The following is a 17,539-nucleotide window of genomic DNA, read 5'->3' as shown; positions in this document are numbered from 1 at the left end:
GGACACCCACACCACAAGTTCATCGCAGTTGGCTCCCTGTTTGGCTCCCCGGAAGACTCTCCGTTCGGTCGTCACCCCGTTGACCTGCGGAGCACACCCGCAACTACAGTTGGGCCGCTTACGGAGGGGGTAAGGAGGGGCTGAGGAAGCCACTCCGCGACCGTCTCCCTCCCGTCGCCGCGAAGGATTCCGGCCGCCCGCCCCGCCGCGGACGTGGTGATCCGGACAACCCGCTCCCCGCGCACGACACCCCCGCGCGTGCCGCCCCTCCGGCCGTCCCGGCGTTTTAGGCTCGGGCCGCAGGAGTAGACGCCGAGCAAAGGAGCCGTCCGTGGCCTTGAGCCGTGAAGAGCGTGAGCAGTTCCTCGCCGAGCCCCATGTCGCGGCGCTGGCCGTGGACGAGGGGGAGAAGGGGCGGGCGCCCCTCACCGTGCCGATCTGGTATCAGTACGCGCCCGGTGGTGACATCTGGATCATGACGGGGCGCGACTCCCGGAAGGGGCGCGCCATCGCGCAGGCGGGGCGGTTCTGCCTGATGATCGACCGCTTGGAGCCCACCATCCGGTACGTCTCCGTCGAAGGGCCCGTCACCGAGACGATCCCCGCAACCCGGGAGCTCCTTCAGGAGATCTCGGCACGCTATCTGCCGGCCGACAAGGTCGACGCCTACGTCGACATGGCCTGGAAGAGCCACGGCGAGCAGGTGGTCATCCACATGCAGCCGCAGCGCTGGGTCAGTTCGGACCTCGGCACACTCTGACGGGTCGGGCTGAGGACCCTCGGGTCCCCGGCGGCGGGACCGCCTGCCCGGGCGCGCGTCGTCCGGGCGGGCAAGAGCCCAGGCCAGTGCCGCCTCAGCCGTGGGTCAGGCGGTAGCGCGGCCCGAGCCGCTCCCGCCTCAGCCGCCGGTCAGGCCGCACCGTCGTTCCCGCCTCAGCCGTCGGTCAGGCCGCACCGTCGTTCCCGCCTCAGCCGCCGGTCAGGCCGCACCGTCGCTCCCGCCTCAGCCGCCGGTCAGGCCGCACCGTCGCTCCCGCCGGTCAGGCCGCACCGTCGCTCCCGCCTCAGCCGCCCGTCAAGCGGTAGCGCCGCTCCGGCCGGCCCGTGCCGCCGTAGCGCAGCGTGACCTCCGCCCGGCCGACGGCGGCGAAGTACTCCAGATACCGGCGCGCGCTCACCCGCGACAGCGAGCCCGCCTCCGCGCACTCGGACGCCGACAGATCGCCCGCGTGCTCCCGCAGGATCCGCTCCACCAGTTCGGCCGTGTGCGGGGCCAGTCCTTTGGGCAGTTCGCGCGAACCCGGCGGCCGGGTGCCGAAGATCTGGTCGACGTCCTCCTGGCGCGCCTCGCCCAGCCGGTCGAAGCGGGACCGCAGCGATGCCACGTGCCGCAGCTGCTCCTGAAGCGCCGCCTGGTTGAACGGCTTGATCAGATAGTGCAGCGCCCCCGCGCGCAGCGCCGCCCGTACCAGGCCGGCGTCCCGGGCGGCCGTGATGAACAGCGCGTCCACACTCGCCCGCGTCTCGTCCTGCTCCTCGGCCGCCCGCAGCTCGCGCAGCACGCTGATCCCGTCCATGTCGGGCAGATAGATGTCGAGGAGCACAAGTTCGGGCCGCAGACGCTCGGCCGCGCGCAGCGCTTCGGCGCCGCTGTGGGCCACACCGACGACCGTGAAACCTTCCGTCGCGGACACATAGCGGCTGTGCAGCTTGGCGACCATGAAGTCGTCGTCCACCACCAGCACGTTCATCACGCCGTCACGGTAGGACGTGACCACAAGGACCACAACGTCCGTTGATTGCGGAAGGGAGACAGCTTCTCAACGCGCAGGCAACATGTGGGCCACTTCACACTCCCACCACCGAGAGGCGGCTCCCGTGCAATTGCGCACTCCCCTCGCCCTGCTCGGGGCAGCGTTGCTGGTGCTCGTGGGGCCGCCGCTGCTCTCCGCCGGGAAGGGTTCCGACACCGGCACCCACATCCCGGGCCTTCGCTTCATGGTCCCGAACACACCCGGCGGCGGCTACGACATCACGGCCCGTACGGCGGCCAAGAACGCAGAGGACGCCGAGCTCACCAACAACGTCGAGGTGTTCAACCTGCCCGGCGCCGGCGGCACGGTCGGGCTGACCCGGCTCGTCGGCGAGCGCGGCAACGGCAGGCTCGCCATGTCCATGGGCCTGGGCGTCGTCGGCGCCGTCCACACCAACAAGTCGCCCAGGACACTGGCCGACACCACCCCGATCGCCCGGCTCACCGAGGAGCCGGACATCGTCGTGGTCTCCAAGGACTCCCCGTACAAAACGATCCAGGACCTGCTCACCGCCTGGAAGAAGAACCCGGGCAAACTGCCGGTCGGCGGCGGCTCGTCACCCGGCGGGCCCGACCATCTCGCGCCGATGCTGATGGCGCAGGCGGCCGGGATCGCGCCCAGGACCGTCAACTACGTCCCCTTCGACGGCGGCGGCGAACTGCTCGCCTCGATCCTCGGGAACAAGGTCGCCTTCGGCGTCTCGGGCGTCGGGGAGTACCTCGACCAGATCAAGGCCGGTGAGCTGCGGCTGCTCGCCGTCACCGGCCCGAAGCGGGTCCCCGGACTGGACGCGCCCACGCTGCGCGAGGCCGGCCTGGACACGGAGTTCACCAACTGGCGCGGCATCGTCGCCCCGCCCGGCCTGTCCGACGCCGAACGCGACAAGCTCGTCACCCTGATCAGCGAACTCCACGACTCCGAGGAGTGGAAGGAGTCGATGAAGAAGAACGGCTGGGACGACGCGTTCCTCGCCGGAGACAGGTTCGGCGACTTCCTCGACGCGCAGGACAAGAGCGTCGACTCGGTGCTGAAGGAGCTGGGACTGTGACCACCACGGACACCACACAGGCACCGGAGCCCCGTCGCTCCTGGCTGCGGGATCACTCCGAACTGGGCGTCGGGGTCCTGCTGTTGGCCATCGGTGTGCTCGTCCTCACCGACGCGCTGACCATGGACGTCGACATCGCCCAGCGCGGGCCCGTCGGACCCAGGACCGTGCCGCTCGTCGTCGGCATCGGCCTGGTCCTCGTCGCCGTACTGCTCACCGTCGACATCCTGCGCGGCGGACGCGGGGAGGCGGAGGGCGGCGAGGACATCGATCTGAGCGAACCGAGCGACTGGCGCACGGTACTGCTCCTCGCCGGTGTCTTCCTCGCCTTCGCCGTGCTCATCGGGCCGGTCGGCTTCCCCGTCGCCGGCGCACTGCTGTTCTGGGGCGCAGCCTTCGCCCTCGGCAGCAGGCACCTCGACCGCGACCCACTGATCGCCGCGGTCCTCTCCCTCCTCACGTACTTCGTGTTCAACAACATGCTCGGTGTCCCGCTGCCGGGCGGTCCGCTGATGGAGGTGCTGTAGATGGACTCCCTCAACTCCCTCCTCGACGGCTTCGGTACGGCGTTGACCCCGATCAATCTGCTCTGGGCCGCGATAGGCGTGCTGCTCGGCACCGCGATCGGGGTGCTGCCCGGCATCGGACCGGCCATGGCGGTGGCCCTGCTGCTGCCCGTGACGTACGGGCTGGAGCCCACCGGCGCGTTCATCATGTTCGCGGGCATCTACTACGGCGCGATGTTCGGCGGCTCCACCACCTCGATCCTGCTGAACACCCCCGGCGAGAGCGCCGCCGTCGTCGCCGCCATCGAAGGCAACCCGATGGCCAAGGCGGGCCGCGGCGCGCAGGCCCTGGCGGCCGCGGCCGTCGGTCACTTCGCCGGCGGCATGATCGGCACCATCCTGCTGGTCGTGCTCGCGCCGACCGTCGCCGAACTCGCCGTGGACATCGGCGCACCCGACTACTTCGCCATCATGGTGCTGGCGTTCATCGCGGTCACGTCCGTACTCGGCTCCTCCCGCATCCGCGGTCTGGCCTCGCTGCTCATCGGCCTCACGATCGGACTCGTCGGCCTGGACCAGATGACGGGACAGCAGCGGCTCACCTTCGGATCGCTCCAACTCGCCGACGGCATCGACGTCGTCATCGTCGCCGTCGGACTCTTCGCCATCGGTGAGGCCCTGTGGGTCGCCGCCCATCTGCGCCGCAGCAGCGGCGAACCCATCCCGGTCGGCCGGCCCTGGCTCGGCAGGTCGGACGTCCGGCGCACCTGGAAGTCATGGCTGCGCGGACCCGTCATCGGCTTCCCGTTCGGTGCGATCCCGGCCGGTGGAGCGGAGATCCCGACCTTCCTGTCGTACGTCACCGAGAAGCGGCTGTCCAAGCACAAGGAGGAGTTCGGCAAGGGCGCCATCGAAGGGGTCGCGGGGCCGGAGTCGGCCGCCTCGGCGTCGGCCGCCGGCACCCTGGTCTCGATGCTCACGCTCGGCCTGCCGACCACCGCGGTCGCGGCCGTGATGCTGGCTGCGTTCCAGCAGTACGGGATTCAGCCGGGCCCGCTGCTCTTCGAGCGTGAGCCCGACCTGGTGTGGGGTCTGATCGCCTCGCTCTTCGTCGGCATGGTGCTGCTGCTCGCGCTGAACCTGCCGCTGGCGCCCCTGTGGGCGAAGCTGCTGCGCATCCCGCGCCCGTACCTGTACGCCGGCATCCTGTTCTTCGCCGGCGTCGGCGCCTACGCGGTCGGCGGCGAGGCGCTCGACCTGGTCATCCTGCTGATCATCGGTCTGATCGGCTTCGGGATGCGGCGCTACGGACTCCCCGTGCTCCCGGCGGTGATCGGTGTGATCCTCGGCCCCGCCGCCGAACAGCAGCTGCGACGCGCGCTCCAGATCAGCGACGGCAGCGTCACCGGCCTGGTCGACACGCCGTTCTCGGTGACGGTGTACGCCGTGATCGTGATCCTGCTGGCATGGCCGCTGATCAAGAAGGTGATCCCCGGCCGCGGTCGCACAGCGGAATGACGCAACGGATGCGCCCCGCCCCCCGTCGTCGACACGGCGGGGGGCGGGGCGCATCGCACGGGACCCGATACGCGGACATGTGCGACCCGATACGTGGACATGTTCGCGCCCGGCGGTCTTCAGACGACCAGGGTTACGCCGTGTCGTGCGCGGCCGACAGTTCGGCCAAGGCGCCCTGTCGCGCGAGGAGTTCGAGCTCGTCGAGCGCGCTCAACGCCTGCCCGGCTGCTTCCGGGTCGCTCTCGGCGAGCCCGCTCTCCGCGAACTCGTCCTCGTCCAGCCGGAGAACGGCCGACCCGTCGGCCGACACCCACAGGTCGAGATCCAGGTCCTCCACGCTCAACTCTCCGCCCACCAGCCGCGCGGGCCTGGTCACATCGCAGTACCAGCCCTTGAGCACGCCGTCACCGGTGCGGACCTCCTTCACGGCGTACCACCGGTCGCGCCAGTAGTGCTCGGTGAACACGTCGCCCGGCTCGAAGCGGACGAAGCCGAAGTCACGCACTCCGCCGGACGCCCAGGCCGCGCGGACCACGAGGTGCGTGCCGTCGTCGGCGATCAGGTCGGCCGGGTAGCGGATCTTGGTCGCGCCCGCCTTGACGAGCCGTACCTCAACCGAGGGTGCGGGCATGACGTACCTCCGTCGCACAGATCTCGTAGCCGAACCAGGTGTTGACCGCCAGCATCGGTCCGTTGTCGGCGTCGTTGCTGGTGAACGCCTCCGTGTAGCCCGCGGCCCGGGCCCTGCGCAGCGAGTCGGACTTGGCGAGCTTGGCGAAACCGCGCCCCCGGTGGGCGCGCAGCGTGCCGGTCATGCCCGACAGATAGCGCGTACCGCCGTCCGACTGGGCGGCGGTGAAGGCGGCGACCTCGCCGTCCACCATCACGACCGTGCTGAGTTCGCGGTCGAGCAGTGGATGGTGCCAGGTGTGGTTGAGCCAGTCGTCGTAGTCGTCGAAGTCGACGGAGACGTCACCCGGCTCGTCGGAGGTGGCCTCCGCGTCGGCCCGGAACATCGGCCGCGGGTCGGCCGCGAAGTCCTCGACCGTACGCAGCTCGACGCCCGCCGGCAGCGGGGGCGGGGGCGGCAGTGTGCCGTTCGCCAGGTCCAGCCGCTGAAAGTGCGCCGAGCGGGACGGCCGGTAGCCGCGGTGCTCGGCGAATGCGCGCGAGGCAGGCTCGTCCGACACCCAGGCGTACGCGGTGACCGCGCCGACGCCGGTCAGATGCTCCTCGGCGGTGCGCAGCAGCAGTCCGCCGACGCCCTGACCGCGGTGCGCGGGCAGGACCAGCGGTGCGACGGACGACACCCCCGGCTCCGTCGCGTCGTACGCCACACCCGCGGAAGCGGTGCCGACGATCTCGCCGTCCCTCTCGGCGACCAACAGCCGGTGGTGCTTCGCGGGGTTGGCCCTCTCCACGTCGAACAGGACGGCCTCGGGTGTCGTCACCTCGTACGGCAGCACGGCACGCGCCACCCGGCACACCGCGGAGGCGTCCTCGCGGCGGAAATCACGGACGATCACAGTCATGGTCGCCGACGCTACGCGCGGGCCCGGACGTGTCGCCTCCCAATTTCCGCCGGTGGGGGAGAATCGGAAGGGTGACCTTGAAGATCGCCATCGACGCGGACTCCGCGACCGCCCCGTACGAACAACTGCGCGCACAGATCTCCGCCCGGGCCCGGTCCGGGCGGCTGCCCGTCGGGTACAAGCTGCCCACCGTGCGCGGGCTGGCGGAGGAGCTGGGGCTGGCGGCGAACACGGTCGCCAAGGCGTACCGCGCGCTGGAGGGGGACGGGGTGATCGAGACGCGCGGGCGGAACGGGACGTTCGTGGCGGCGGCGGGGGACGCGGCCGAGCGGCGGGCCGCCGTGGCGGCGGGGGAGTACGCGGCGGAGGCGCGGCGCCTCGGACTCACACGGGCCGCGGCGGAGGCCGCCGTCTCGGACGCGCTGCGCGCGGCGTACGGCACCTGAGGTCCGCGGCGGCGGGTCCGGAAGCCTCCGCGAGGCCGGTCGGCGACGCCGTGTTCGCGATGCCGGGTCCGCGATGTCGGTCGGGAGGCGGGGCCGAGAGGCCGGTCCGGGACGCCGCCCCTAGAGGTACAGCCCCGCGTCCACGCCCTGCTGGGTCGGGACCGACGCCGGGCTGTGGCCGCGGCGCAGGGCGTACAGCTCCGCCAGGGTGGCGCCCTCGCGGCTCACACCCTCTTCCGTGCCCAGCCAGTTCACCGCCTCCCTGCGGGTCAGCGAGCCCACCTCGATACGGGCCAGACAGCGGCCCGGGCGGACCACCGCCGGGTGCAGGCGCTCCAGGTCCTCGTTGGTCGTCACGCCCACCAGGACGTTCCGGCCCTGTCCGAGCAGCCCGTCCGTGAGGTTGAGCAGCCGGGACAATGCCTGGCCCGCCGTGTGCTTGGCCTCGCCGCGGATCAGCTCGTCGCAGTCCTCCAGGAGCAGCAGCCGCCAGCGTCCCTTGGCGGTGCCGTCGTCCTCGCCGATCGCGATGTCCATCAGATAGCCGACGTCGTTGAACAGCCGCTCCGGGTCCAGTACGCAGTCGACCTGGCACCAGTCCCGCCAGGACCGGGCCAGCGTGCGCAGCGCGGACGTCTTGCCCGTGCCCGGCGGGCCGTGCAGCAGAAGCAGCCGGCCCGCGATGTCGTCGGGCGTCACCTTCATCAGCCGGTCCATCGCGTCGGCCACCGGCGCCGTGTAGTTGGACCGCACCTCTTCCCAGGTGCCGGCCGCGATCTGGCGGGTCGTGCGGTGCGGGCCGCGCCGCGGGGAGACGTACCAGAACCCCATGGTCACGTTCTCCGGCTGCGGTTCCGGTTCGTCCTCCGCGCCGTCCGTCGTCGCCTTGAGGATCTTCTCCGCCAGTTCCTCGCTGACCGCCGTCACCGTGACATCGGCGCCGCGGTTCCAGCGGGACACCAGCAGGGTCCAGCCCTCGCCCTCGGCGAGCACGGCACTGCGGTCGTCGTCGCGGGCGGAGCGCAGCACGGTGGCCGACGGTGGCAGCAGGGTGGCCCCGGACTTGACGCGGTCGATGGAGGAGCTGTGGGAGTGCGGCTGCTCGCCCGTCGCGAAACGGCCGAGGAACAGCGCGTCGACGACATCCGACGGCGAATCGCTGTCGTCGACGTTGAGCCGGATCGGCAGTGCGTCTTGAGGCTGTGCGGACATGGGCCCATGATCCGTCACCGAACCTGTCCGCGCACGGTGTTTTGACCGGTGGCGCGTTCCGGTGGGGCCGCGCCCGGTGGTGGCATCAGGTGCGGGCCTCCCGGAGCAGTGTCACGGCCCGGCGTGTCCTGCGCACGATCGCGTACCCCTTGGTGAGGGCACGGTCCCTGGCGAAGTTCCTGACGACGGCCCGCCCTTCGATCACCTGCTCGAACTCCGCGATGTCCGTGCTGCGCCGTACGGTCACGCGTTCCAGGGCGTACGGCCCCTGGGCGCGGCGGGCGAGGGCGTTGCCCACCGCGAGCGACTGCGCGAAGCCCGCCTCCCGGACCGTCCGCCGTACCCGGCGGCTGGAGTAGCCGTACGGGTAGGCGAAGGAGACGGGAGGTTCGCCCAGTTCACCGGCGATGATGTCGCGGCAGCGGACGGTCTCGTACCGCAGCCGCTCGTCGTCGAGCTGGTCCATCTGGGGGTGGGTGTGGGTGTGGCCACCGATCTCCGTGCCCGCCGCGGCCAGTTCACGCACCTGGTCCCAGTCGAGCATGGTGTCGAGTGCGCCGCCCTCGTCGTGCTCACCGCGCAGCCACCCGGTCGAGACGAACAGCGTCGAGGTGAATCCGTGTGCGGCGAGGACCGGAAGGGCGTGCCGGTGCACGCCCTCGTAACCGTCGTCGAAGGTGATCAGCACCGGCCGGTGCGGCAGCGGACGGCTGCCGCCCGACCGCCAGGCACCGGCCAGCTCGGACGTCGTCACCGGGGTGAACCCGCGCTTGTCGAGCAGGTCGAGCTGCTCGGCGAAGGCGTCGGGGGTGACCGAGAGACCGAGCGTCTTGTCGGCCGGCCGGTGCGCGACGGCGTGGTACATCAGGATGGGGACGGGCCGGTTCAATCGCTGTGACCTCCTGCCGTGGAGCCCGTGGAGCCCGTGGAGCCCGTGGAGACGGTGGAGACCGTGGCCACGGACGACGTGGGTGACTCGGACGGCACGGGCGCTACGGGTGACGTGTCCGGCACCGCTGACCCCGCTGCCCCCGACCCCGACGGCGACCTGTCCTGCACCGGCGACCTGTCCGGCACCGGCCGCGGCCCGCTCGGCACGGGTGCGATCGGGCCCGACGAGAAGGTGGCTCCGCCGCGGCGGGCCCGTGCGCTGCCCACCGCATAGCCCCCGGCCGCCGCCGCGACTCCGGCGACGATCGCGCCGGCCCGCCCCGCGCCACCCGGCCTGCCGAGCACGGCGTCCCGCAGTCCACGCACCACTCCGGCGGGCAGAACCCGTGTGGTGTAGCGGCGTTCGGACTCGAGCCCCTTGCCCGCGCCCACACTCCGGGCCACCAGCGCCTTGGAGAGCCCCTCGGCGTAGGAGCGGGTGCGGAAGTAGGCGAACCGTTCGCGGACGGCGGGGACCTTGTGGTGGATCACCGCGCGGTCGTCGATGAGGAGGACCGCTTCCGGCAGCGCCGCGGCGAGCCGGATGCACAGTTCGGTCTCCTCGCAGCCCAGCGGCCGTTTGTCGCCGTCGCGGCCGATGCCGGTGGCGAAGCCGCCGCAGGCGTCGAACGCGCTGCGCCGGAACGAGGCGTTGCCGCCCAGCACGTTGCGTACCCGCACCTTGCCCGGCGGCAGCCCGCGGTAGGTGCAGCCGACGACCCAGTCGAACTCCTCCGGGAACCACCGCGGCCTGCGTCCCGACGCCCAGGCGGCCGTGGTCCGGCCGCCGACCGCCATCACCCGCGGGTCGTCGTACCCCTCGGCGAAGTACCGCAGCCAGTCACGCTCGGCCACGGCGTCGTCGTCGAGGAAGGCGACGAACTCACCGCGGGCCACGGCGATGCCGGTGTTGCGGCCCGCGGAGAGGCCGCGGGGGCCCGCGTTGGCGAGCACCCGCACCTCCTCACCTTCCGCGGCGGACCCGCCCTGCGCGCCGGACTCCTTGTACTCCTCAAAGAGCCGGTCGAGCAGGACGGGATTGTGGTCCACCACGAGCAGCGTCTCGAGAGCCGGCAGTGACTGCTTCCGTACCGAGTCGACGGCCGCGAGGATGTCCTCCCAGCGGTCTTCGGTGTAGACGCAGATCACCACCGAGAACCGACGGTCGCTCAAGACGTCTCTCCCCGGGGGACCGTCACGTCGGGCGCGGCCGTGTGGCGGGTGCGCTGCGCGCGTCGCGCACCTTTCTCCTTGAGGATCACCTTGAGCACACGGAGGCCGTCCCGGACGGCGCGCAGATTGCTGACGCCGTGGATGCGCAGGTACTCGTGGCTGGGAACCTCCTGCACCCGCAGACCGGCCTTGACGACGCGGATGTTCATCAGGGTCTCGATCTCGAACCCGGTGCAGTCGAGGTCGATGTCGCCGAGGCAGTGTTTCCAGAAGGCGTTGTAGCCGTAGCAGAGGTCGGTGTATCTCGCCCCGAACTTGGCGTTGACGACGGCGCACAGGATGCGGTTGCCGAGCTTGCGGATGGGGGTCATGTCGTCGGTGCCGCCGCCGTTGGCGAAACGCGAGCCCTTGGCGAAGTCGGCTCCCGAGACGAGTGCCGAGACATAGGAGACGATCTCGTTTCCGTCGGCCGATCCGTCCGCGTCGACCATGACGATGATGTCGCCGGTGCAGGCGGCGAATCCGCTGATCAGGGCATCCCCTTTGCCCTTGCCGGCCTGTTTCACGACCTTGACGTCCGGCCACAGTTCGCGGGCGACCTCGACGGTGTTGTCACTGGAATTGCCGTCGACCAGCACGACTTCGTGAATCCAGTGCGGAAGTGTCTTGAAGACGTACGGCAGATTCTCCGCTTCATTCATTGCGGGAATCACGACGCTGACCGGCGGTGTGATGGCGAGATGGGACGAGATCGGCCGGTAGACGGCGGATCTGCGGCTCACTTCGTTCACCGACGGATCTTGCCCCGGAGCGGCCGGGTGCAGGACTGAGCTCATGATGCAGTTTTCCCTCTCCACCGGTGGACCGCCCGCCCCACGGGCGATCCGGATGAGTGTCCGGTTTGAAAGGGGGGTTTACTTCTCACCCGCCAATGCCGAATAAACCTCCGTACCTTTGGGTGAGTTGCAGAACATGGCCGCGCGGCATACGACTCGGTTAAGAGCACGAAAACCGAGCACGGCACCCCCCTACCGCGCCTCCCGCTCCGAAACCATCGCGACGCTTGAGCCCTCCCCTAGTGCCGCTTGCGTGATGGACCGTTGCGGGTGGATGTACGACGGTATTGATGATTAGGACTGTATGGCAAGACCTGGACCCCGGTCTCGCTTTTTTACTTTTTGGCACTGAATCGGATGGAGAACGCAGCGCTTCCTGATCGAATTTTCTTGATCGCTTTCAGGAATTGATCACTCGGTCTGCCGGGCCCCGGATTCCGCATTCGGCGCGCGGGCGCCCACAGGAAGAGCAGGGCGGTGATCGCCGCGACGGCGACGACCCCTCCGCCGGCGTCGAGGATGTGCGGGGACGAGGCAGGCAGGGCGGCGAGCAGGCCGATGCCCACGGCTCCGGCGGCGGCAATGGCCGCGCGGACGGCGGGCTCGAACCCGGACAGTGCGGCGAACAGTCCGCAAGCGGGCCCCGCGAAGAGGAAGAAGAGCACGAACGGCGCGCGCAGCGGCGACCGGACGTCCGCGAGCGCCAGCGCGACGCCGACACCCGACACGGCGAACGCCGCGCCGGCGAGGACCGGCAGGAGATCCGACCCGGTCCGTGGTGGCTTGTTCTTGATGGTCTGCATGGCCGACTGGACCCCCCCAGGCGCCGGATGCGAGGCCCTCATGCTGGCCAGCACGCCTGGTGGCGTCAAGCCGACCAGATGAATCTTTGGCATGGACACTTCCGGTGAAGTATGGGCCCTGCTACGAAAGTTGAGGCAGAGATCCTGCTAAAGGGAGGTTCCATGAAACTGTCCCGAATCGCGGCATTCTCATCCTCACTCCTCCTCGGCGCCGTTCTCGCTCTCACCGGAGCGGGCCCGGCGCAGGCCGACGACCGAGCCCTCGCCCTTGACTACGTGGCGCTGGGCGACTCCTACTCATCCGGAGTCGGAGCCGGCAGCTACGACAGCGCCAGCGGCAACTGCAAGCGCAGCACCCGCGCCTACCCCAGGCTCTGGGCCGCCGCCCATTCACCCTCGTCGTTCGCGTTCACCGCTTGCTCGGGCGCTCGTACGGGTGATGTTCTCTCCGGCCAGCTCGCCCCCCTCAACTCCGCCACCGACCTGGTCTCCATCACCATCGGCGGCAACGACGCCGGCTTCTCGGACGTGATGACCACCTGCGTCCTCCAGTCGGAGGCCACCTGCATCAACCGCATCAACCAGGCCCGCTCGTACGTCAACACGACCCTGCCCGGACAACTCGACTCCGTGTACACGGCCATCAGCTCCCGGGCCCCCTCGGCCCAGGTCGTCGTCCTCGGCTACCCGCGCTTCTACAAGCTGGGCGGCAGCTGCCTCGCCGGACTCAGCGAGAACGAACGGTCCGCGATCAACTCGGCCGCCGACTACCTCAACGCCGCCATCGCGAAGCGCGCAGCGAACCACGGCTACGACTTCGCCGACGTCGTCCCCGCCTTCACCGGACACGAGATCTGCTCCGGCTCGGCGTGGCTGCACAGCGTGAACTGGCTCAACATCGGCGAGTCGTACCACCCCACCGCCGCCGGGCAGTCCGGCGGCTATCTGCCCAGCTTCACCTCTCGCGTGTGAGCCCGGTCCGTCCGACCGCGGCAGCCACGCTGTCCACCGGGTCAGCCGGGTCCGCCACGTCCGCGCCGCCTCCGGTGCCGGGCGAGTAGGAGTCCCCGTCCGGCGAGGAGTCCCCGCCCGACGGGGACTCCTCGTCGCAGCTGACCGAGAAGTCGACCCAACCGGACCGTGCCTCGACCGGTTTCCGGATCTCCACCCGGATCCGGTCGTGGTACGTGTCGCCCTCCGCGTAGTTCCGGTGGTTCCGTTCGACGTGGTTGACCTCCCGCTGCTTTCCGCCCCCCGAGCCGAACCGCAGGGTCTTCCAGCCCGTGTCGGAGCCCTTGCCGCTCTCGGTGGCCCAGCGGTACTCGACGGCGGCGGGCACCCGGCCGACCGTGATGGTCGCCCGGAAGGCCGGAGCCTCGGCCTCCGGTGGCGGGCAGGTGCCCGAATAGCTGTCGTGCACGGTGCTGATGTGGACCGAGACGGTCTGGGGACGGTCGTGCGTCGACGCGCCGTTGCCGCCGGTCGCGCCGCCGTCACCGCCGTCGTCCGTCTCCGTGCCGGTGTCGCCGCCGGTGTCGTCCGGCGAACTGCCGGTGCCCGCCGTACCCGCGGTCGCGGCGCCGGGAGTTCCGGTGCCGCCCCCGTCGTCGCCCGCGTTCGTGCCGTTGCCCTTGCCGTTCCCGGCCAGAGCCCAGGCCAGGCCGCCGGCCGCGAGCAGCAGAACCGCGATGCCCGCGGCCAGCACCACCTTCGCCCGACGGGGATGTCCCTGCCGCGGGGCGGGAGTCGGCGCCGTGGTCGCCATGCCCGCCGTCGTCGGCACGGGCCGTCCCGGCCCGGTGGGCGGGGGAGCGCCCGGTGACGTGGACGTCATCGTGGGGCTGTACGGACCCGACACGGGCGGTACGGACGTACGCGCCGTCCCGCCCGCGCCCACCAACCGCAGCATCCGCTCGGCCTCGGCGGCCGGGAGCCGGTCCGCCGGGTCCTTGCGCAGCAGCCCGGCGATCACCGGCGTCAGCTCACCGGCCCGGCGCGGAGGCGGCAACTCCTCGTCCACCACGGCCCGCAGCGTGCTCAGCGGAGTGTTCTGGCGGAACGGGGTGATGCCCTCCACCGCCGCGTACAGCAGGACGCCGAGGGACCAGAGGTCGGACTCGGGGCCCGGGTTGCGGCCGAGTGCCCGCTCGGGCGCGAGGAATTCGGGCGAGCCGATGAGCTCGCCCGTCATCGTGAGGTTGGAGGTGCCCTCGACCGTGGCGATGCCGAAGTCTGTGAGCACCACCCGTCCGTCATTGGCGACGAGGACGTTTCCCGGCTTCACATCGCGATGCAGCACGCCCGCCTCGTGCGCGGCGCGCAGCGCGGCGAGCACCTCGGCGCCGACGTGGGCCGCACGCTGCGGGGTGAGCGGGCCCTCCGCCTCCAGGACGTCGGACAGGGCGAGCCCGCGGACCAGTTCCATCACGATCCACGGGCGGCCGTCCTCGGTGGCCACGTCGTAGACGGTGACGACATTGCGGTGCGAGATCCGGCCCGCAGCCCACGCCTCCCGCTCCAGGCGCTGGTAGAGCCGGCGTTCGTCCGCGGTCCCGAGACCGGCCGGCGCGCGTACCTCCTTGACCGCGACCTCGCGGGCCAGCACCTCGTCGCGGGCGCGCCACACCACACCCATACCGCCTTCGCCCAGAGGGCTCAGCAGTCGGTAACGCCCGGCGATCAGTTGGTTCTCGGGCACGCGAGCCCCCATCCGTTGCAGCACGGCATCTCGGTGGAAACCACTCAAAGCTAGCTCAACTCCAGGCCGCTGCGGCCCCCCTGAACACCAATCCGCATCCCAGGACGAACACCACGAAGGCGGTACCGAGGGGAGCGGCCCGATGGGCCAGGGCGAGAAGCCTGCCACCACGGCGCCGGCGTTCCGCCAGGCGCTTCGCCGCTCCCGCGCCGACGCGCACGACGAGGAATCCTGCGGCGGCCAGTGTCAGGGCGAGCCCCGCGCCGTAGGCGAGGACGAGCAGGAAGCCGAACCAGGCATGGCCGAGGGCGGCCGCGCCGACGAGGACGACGACGGCGGAGGGGCTCGGGACCATACCCCCGGCGAACCCGAGGAGCAGGGTGCCGCGCAGCCCGCGGCGCTTCTCGTCCGGCAGTCCGTGGGTGTGGCCGTGGTGGTCATGGGAGTGGCTGTGGTGCGCGTGGCCGTGGTGGTCCTGCCCGTGCGCATCCGGACCGTCGTGGTCGTGGTCGTGGTCGTGCCCGTGCACATGTCCGTGGCTGTGGCCGTGGTGATGGTGGTGGTGCGGCCGGCCCCGCCGGCGCCATGCCCGCAGGACGAGCGCGGCACCGGCCAGCGCCACCAGCGCGCCGCTCGCCACACCCAGCCAGGCGACGACCGACGGCGCGGCCGCCGAACCGGCCGCCACCAGCGCCCCCAGCGCGAACACCCCGAGCGTGTGGGTGACCGTCACCGAGATGCCGAGCGTGAGCACCTCACGTACCGAGTTGCGTCCGCCGGCCGCCGCCGCGGCGGCCATCAGGGTCTTGCCGTGGCCGGGAGCAAGCGCGTGCATGGCGCCCAGCGCGATCGCCGTCGCCAGAGCGAGGGCGGCGAACGGCAGGGTCAGATCGCGCCGCTCGACCAGCCCGGTCAGGGCCTGCGTCCACCGGTCCGCGCCACGCGGCAGTACGGAGGCGGGGCCCGCGCCCTGATCGTCACCGTCGGCGGCCAGGGCGGGGCCACCGGGCACGACCTCGAGCGCGGCCTTCGTACGGTCCGGGGGAGAGGCCAGCCGGTCCTCGGGGTACTCGGACAACCGTCGGGACAGCGACTCCCGCGGCACGTCGGACTCCGCGAGGGTCATCCGGTCGCCGCGCGCCGTGACCTCCCGCCAGCCCGGCCCCCCGTCGCCGCCCGGAGCCCGGAAGGTGACGGCCGCTTCGCCGTCCGGCAGGGCGGCCGTCAGTTCGCACTCCAGCCGCAGCGTCGCCAGACCGGCCTGCCCGGGGCGTATGTCGGCACGGCTCGCGCCGGCGCTGAGCGCCACCACGCGGCCGTTCACCTCCGCGCGCGCCTCACGCGCCGCGGTCGCACAGCGCGCAGCCGCCCAGGCGGGGAGCTTCTCCGGTGTCCGCACGGCCGGATCGATCTGGGCGGTCGGGATCTCCGCCAGGTCCTCGACGTGGTCGACCCGCAACTCGCCCCGGGCGACCACCAGTCCGTCGTAGTGGTTGACGGTGAAGTTGCCGAGCGGGTGGGCGGCCGCCGTCCCCGCGAAGACGAGGAACAGTCCGGCGACCAGCGTGCCGACGAGGGCGATGCGCTTCCTCAGGGTCCGTGCGCTGCTCACCGTGCTCATGACGTCTCCTTGGCGCTGTTCTTCAGGGTGCGCCGGATCTCGGCCGGAGCGAGCGGCGAGAAACCGGGGTTGAGCGAGAGAGCCCGGGTGAGGGAGCGGCGGGCGGGCGCCTTCGCGCCGGCCGCCTGCTCGACCATCCCCAGGTGGTACAGGAACGCGGCGTTGCGGTAGCCGGTCGCCGTGGCCTTCCGGGCGTAGGGCAGCGCGTCCTTCGCACGGCCGTTGCGGTACAGCGCCCAGCCGAGTGCGTCGGCCGTGTGCACGGTCCTGCGCCGCTGCCATTCGGCCTGCGCGGACTTGAGGGCGACCGCCTTGTCACCGTGGTCGGCGGCGGCGAGCGCCGTGTCCAGATCCGGATTCACCCCGCCCGCGCGGGCGAGCGACGTCCAGGTGCCGATCAGCGCGTACTGCCGGCGGGCCTCGGCGTCCTTCCCCGCTGCCTCGTACAGCTCGCCGAGCGCGACGAGTTGGCCGGGGAGCGGGTAGCGGGCGACGATCGCCTCGTACTCGCGGATCGCCTCGGCCGTCTTCCCCTGCGCCGCGTGCGTCCGGGCCCGGCACTCCAGGGCCGCGATGTTCCTCGGCTGGGCGCGCAGCGCGGTGGCGCAGTGCTTCAGCGCGGTGTCGTACTGCCCCTGGGACCAGGCGAGCTGGCCGAGCGCGGTGGCGACGTAGGCGATGTCGCCGGGGGCAGTGGCGGACGTCATGGCCAGGGTGAGGACGCGGCTCGCGCCCTTGGTGTCGCCGCGCAGTTCGAGGACGTAGGCGAGACGTGTGAAGGCGGGTATGCCGGGACGCTTGAGGTCCGCCTCCTCGGCGGCCTTCAACGCCTGGTCGTAGCGACCGAGTTCGACGAGCGCGTCGATGCGCACCGCCAGCGCCTGTTCGCTGTACGGATTGACCGCCAGCGCCTGCCCGGCGTCCCGCAGTGCGCCGGTGAAGTCGTGCCGGGCTGCCGCCAGTGCGGCCCGTCCGGCGAGGGCCGCGTCATTGCCCTCGCGCCGCAGCTTCAGCGACCGTTCGAAGGCGTCGGCGGCACGCGGGTAACCGGCCGGGTCGCCGGAGGTCCGTGCCTCCTCGACACGGGCCGAACCGAGTGTCGCCCACCCCCGGTCGTCCTTGGGCCGGCTCTTCAGATGCGTTTCGAGGGCCCGTACGTCCGCCCCGGCGACGGCGGCGCCGCCGAGGGGTGCCGCCGGCTCCTGCCCGTCGCCGCCCAGCACGACGGCGCCCGCGCTGATCGCCAGCGCCACCCCGACGGCTCCCAGCCCGACGGCCAACCGCCGCCGGAGGCCGCCCCGGGGTGCCTGGGGGGCTTCGCTGGTCTGCTGAGACATCTTCGGTCCTCTCGGGGCCGGGCCCGGTGAACGGGGCCCTGATCTGATCGGTGGAGCGGACGGGG

Annotated in this window: 17 protein-coding genes; 6 read left to right on the top strand and 11 right to left on the bottom strand. The window is 71.5% G+C overall.

The genetic code is table 11. The features are described from left to right. Positions 1 to 331 precede the first annotated feature (331 nt). On the top strand, positions 332 to 760 hold the full coding sequence (locus ACFWU3_RS15025; RefSeq protein ID WP_384436401.1) for a pyridoxamine 5'-phosphate oxidase family protein: 429 nt from the start codon (positions 332 to 334) through the stop codon (positions 758 to 760). A gap of 304 nt (positions 761 to 1,064) precedes the next feature. Here the strand turns inward: ACFWU3_RS15025 and ACFWU3_RS15020 are convergent, their stop codons facing one another. Continuing rightward, positions 1,065 to 1,751, bottom strand: a complete 687-nt coding sequence (locus ACFWU3_RS15020; RefSeq protein WP_384436550.1) for a response regulator — start codon at positions 1,749 to 1,751, stop codon at positions 1,065 to 1,067. 127 nt (positions 1,752 to 1,878) lie between these two features. Between ACFWU3_RS15020 and ACFWU3_RS15015 the strand changes: the two genes are divergently transcribed. The 3 genes from ACFWU3_RS15015 to ACFWU3_RS15005 are packed head-to-tail and all read left to right on the top strand — an operon-like array spanning position 1,879 to position 4,886. Further along, the gene (locus ACFWU3_RS15015) at positions 1,879 to 2,862 is read left to right on the top strand and encodes a Bug family tripartite tricarboxylate transporter substrate binding protein (protein WP_384436398.1); all 984 of its coding nucleotides are present in this window, start codon (positions 1,879 to 1,881) and stop codon (positions 2,860 to 2,862) included. Continuing rightward, positions 2,859 to 3,389 (top strand): tripartite tricarboxylate transporter TctB family protein, encoded by a 531-nt coding sequence (locus ACFWU3_RS15010; RefSeq protein WP_384436395.1) that lies wholly within the window; start codon positions 2,859 to 2,861, stop codon positions 3,387 to 3,389. Before ACFWU3_RS15015 ends, ACFWU3_RS15010 begins: the two co-directional genes overlap by 4 nt. After that, positions 3,390 to 4,886 (top strand): tripartite tricarboxylate transporter permease, encoded by a 1,497-nt coding sequence (locus tag ACFWU3_RS15005; protein ID WP_384436392.1) that lies wholly within the window; start codon positions 3,390 to 3,392, stop codon positions 4,884 to 4,886. Between the two features lie 133 nt (positions 4,887 to 5,019). On the opposite strand, the gene ACFWU3_RS15000 is transcribed toward ACFWU3_RS15005, so the two are convergent. Continuing rightward, positions 5,020 to 5,517 (bottom strand): DUF402 domain-containing protein, encoded by a 498-nt coding sequence (locus tag ACFWU3_RS15000; protein ID WP_384436389.1) that lies wholly within the window; start codon positions 5,515 to 5,517, stop codon positions 5,020 to 5,022. Further along, positions 5,498 to 6,418 carry a GNAT family N-acetyltransferase gene (locus ACFWU3_RS14995; RefSeq protein ID WP_384436386.1) on the bottom strand — a complete coding sequence of 307 codons (921 nt, stop codon included), beginning with the start codon at positions 6,416 to 6,418 and terminating at the stop codon, positions 5,498 to 5,500. Before ACFWU3_RS14995 ends, ACFWU3_RS15000 begins: the two co-directional genes overlap by 20 nt. A gap of 71 nt (positions 6,419 to 6,489) precedes the next feature. Between ACFWU3_RS14995 and ACFWU3_RS14990 the strand changes: the two genes are divergently transcribed. Then, positions 6,490 to 6,864 carry a GntR family transcriptional regulator gene (locus ACFWU3_RS14990; protein WP_313947234.1) on the top strand — a complete coding sequence of 125 codons (375 nt, stop codon included), beginning with the start codon at positions 6,490 to 6,492 and terminating at the stop codon, positions 6,862 to 6,864. Between the two features lie 120 nt (positions 6,865 to 6,984). Here the strand turns inward: ACFWU3_RS14990 and ACFWU3_RS14985 are convergent, their stop codons facing one another. From ACFWU3_RS14985 to ACFWU3_RS14965, 5 genes are all read right to left on the bottom strand, one after another. Further along, positions 6,985 to 8,076, bottom strand: a complete 1,092-nt coding sequence (locus ACFWU3_RS14985; RefSeq protein WP_384436382.1) for a DUF5925 domain-containing protein — start codon at positions 8,074 to 8,076, stop codon at positions 6,985 to 6,987. 85 nt (positions 8,077 to 8,161) lie between these two features. After that, positions 8,162 to 8,941, bottom strand: a complete 780-nt coding sequence (locus ACFWU3_RS14980) for a polysaccharide deacetylase family protein (RefSeq protein ID WP_384436546.1) — start codon at positions 8,939 to 8,941, stop codon at positions 8,162 to 8,164. Positions 8,942 to 8,961: 20 nt separating this feature from the next. Continuing rightward, the gene (locus ACFWU3_RS14975) at positions 8,962 to 10,179 is read right to left on the bottom strand and encodes a glycosyltransferase family 2 protein (RefSeq protein ID WP_384436379.1); all 1,218 of its coding nucleotides are present in this window, start codon (positions 10,177 to 10,179) and stop codon (positions 8,962 to 8,964) included. Beyond that, on the bottom strand, positions 10,176 to 11,015 hold the full coding sequence (locus ACFWU3_RS14970) for a glycosyltransferase family 2 protein (protein WP_384436376.1): 840 nt from the start codon (positions 11,013 to 11,015) through the stop codon (positions 10,176 to 10,178). Before ACFWU3_RS14970 ends, ACFWU3_RS14975 begins: the two co-directional genes overlap by 4 nt. Before the next feature lie 335 nt (positions 11,016 to 11,350). Next, positions 11,351 to 11,917 (bottom strand): hypothetical protein, encoded by a 567-nt coding sequence (locus ACFWU3_RS14965; protein WP_384436373.1) that lies wholly within the window; start codon positions 11,915 to 11,917, stop codon positions 11,351 to 11,353. A 63-nt stretch (positions 11,918 to 11,980) separates the two neighbouring features. Between ACFWU3_RS14965 and ACFWU3_RS14960 the strand changes: the two genes are divergently transcribed. After that, entirely contained in the window at positions 11,981 to 12,790 is an 810-nt protein-coding gene (locus ACFWU3_RS14960; RefSeq protein ID WP_384436370.1) for an SGNH/GDSL hydrolase family protein, read from the top strand. Here the strand turns inward: ACFWU3_RS14960 and ACFWU3_RS14955 are convergent. Genes ACFWU3_RS14955 through ACFWU3_RS14945 form a run of 3 tightly spaced genes read right to left on the bottom strand, consistent with a single transcriptional unit; the run spans position 12,774 to position 17,474 of the window. After that, positions 12,774 to 14,528: a serine/threonine-protein kinase gene (locus tag ACFWU3_RS14955; RefSeq protein WP_384436367.1), complete on the bottom strand. Its 1,755-nt coding sequence runs from the start codon at positions 14,526 to 14,528 to the stop codon at positions 12,774 to 12,776. The two genes, ACFWU3_RS14960 and ACFWU3_RS14955, sit on opposite strands and share 17 nt — an antisense overlap. A gap of 43 nt (positions 14,529 to 14,571) precedes the next feature. Further along, positions 14,572 to 16,137 (bottom strand): nickel transporter, encoded by a 1,566-nt coding sequence (locus tag ACFWU3_RS14950; protein WP_384436364.1) that lies wholly within the window; start codon positions 16,135 to 16,137, stop codon positions 14,572 to 14,574. Next, positions 16,134 to 17,474, bottom strand: a complete 1,341-nt coding sequence (locus ACFWU3_RS14945; RefSeq protein ID WP_384436361.1) for a tetratricopeptide repeat protein — start codon at positions 17,472 to 17,474, stop codon at positions 16,134 to 16,136. Before ACFWU3_RS14945 ends, ACFWU3_RS14950 begins: the two co-directional genes overlap by 4 nt. Between the last annotated feature and the right edge of the window lie 65 nt (positions 17,475 to 17,539).

Source organism: Streptomyces sp. NPDC058685 (genome assembly GCF_042714725.1).
Classification (GTDB): domain Bacteria; phylum Actinomycetota; class Actinomycetes; order Streptomycetales; family Streptomycetaceae; genus Streptomyces.
The sequence above is the reverse complement of the archived record's forward strand: the minus strand, read 5'-3'. Positions and strand labels throughout refer to the sequence as shown.

Bases quoted from the DNA above. Each gene is read 5' to 3' on its own strand.
- ACFWU3_RS15020 (WP_384436550.1), bottom strand. From the start codon at position 1,751: ATGAACGTGCTGGTGGTGGACGACGACTTCATGGTCGCCAAGCTGCAC.
- ACFWU3_RS15005 (WP_384436392.1), top strand. From the start codon at position 3,390: ATGGACTCCCTCAACTCCCTCCTCGACGGCTTCGGTACGGCGTTGACC.
- ACFWU3_RS15000 (WP_384436389.1), bottom strand. From the start codon at position 5,517: ATGCCCGCACCCTCGGTTGAGGTACGGCTCGTCAAGGCGGGCGCGACC.
- ACFWU3_RS14995 (WP_384436386.1), bottom strand. From the start codon at position 6,418: ATGACTGTGATCGTCCGTGATTTCCGCCGCGAGGACGCCTCCGCGGTG.
- ACFWU3_RS14985 (WP_384436382.1), bottom strand. From the start codon at position 8,076: ATGTCCGCACAGCCTCAAGACGCACTGCCGATCCGGCTCAACGTCGAC.
- ACFWU3_RS14980 (WP_384436546.1), bottom strand. From the start codon at position 8,941: ATGTACCACGCCGTCGCGCACCGGCCGGCCGACAAGACGCTCGGTCTC.
- ACFWU3_RS14970 (WP_384436376.1), bottom strand. From the start codon at position 11,015: ATGAGCTCAGTCCTGCACCCGGCCGCTCCGGGGCAAGATCCGTCGGTG.
- ACFWU3_RS14960 (WP_384436370.1), top strand. From the start codon at position 11,981: ATGAAACTGTCCCGAATCGCGGCATTCTCATCCTCACTCCTCCTCGGC.
- ACFWU3_RS14955 (WP_384436367.1), bottom strand. From the start codon at position 14,528: ATGGGGGCTCGCGTGCCCGAGAACCAACTGATCGCCGGGCGTTACCGA.
- ACFWU3_RS14950 (WP_384436364.1), bottom strand. From the start codon at position 16,137: ATGAGCACGGTGAGCAGCGCACGGACCCTGAGGAAGCGCATCGCCCTC.
- ACFWU3_RS14945 (WP_384436361.1), bottom strand. From the start codon at position 17,474: ATGTCTCAGCAGACCAGCGAAGCCCCCCAGGCACCCCGGGGCGGCCTC.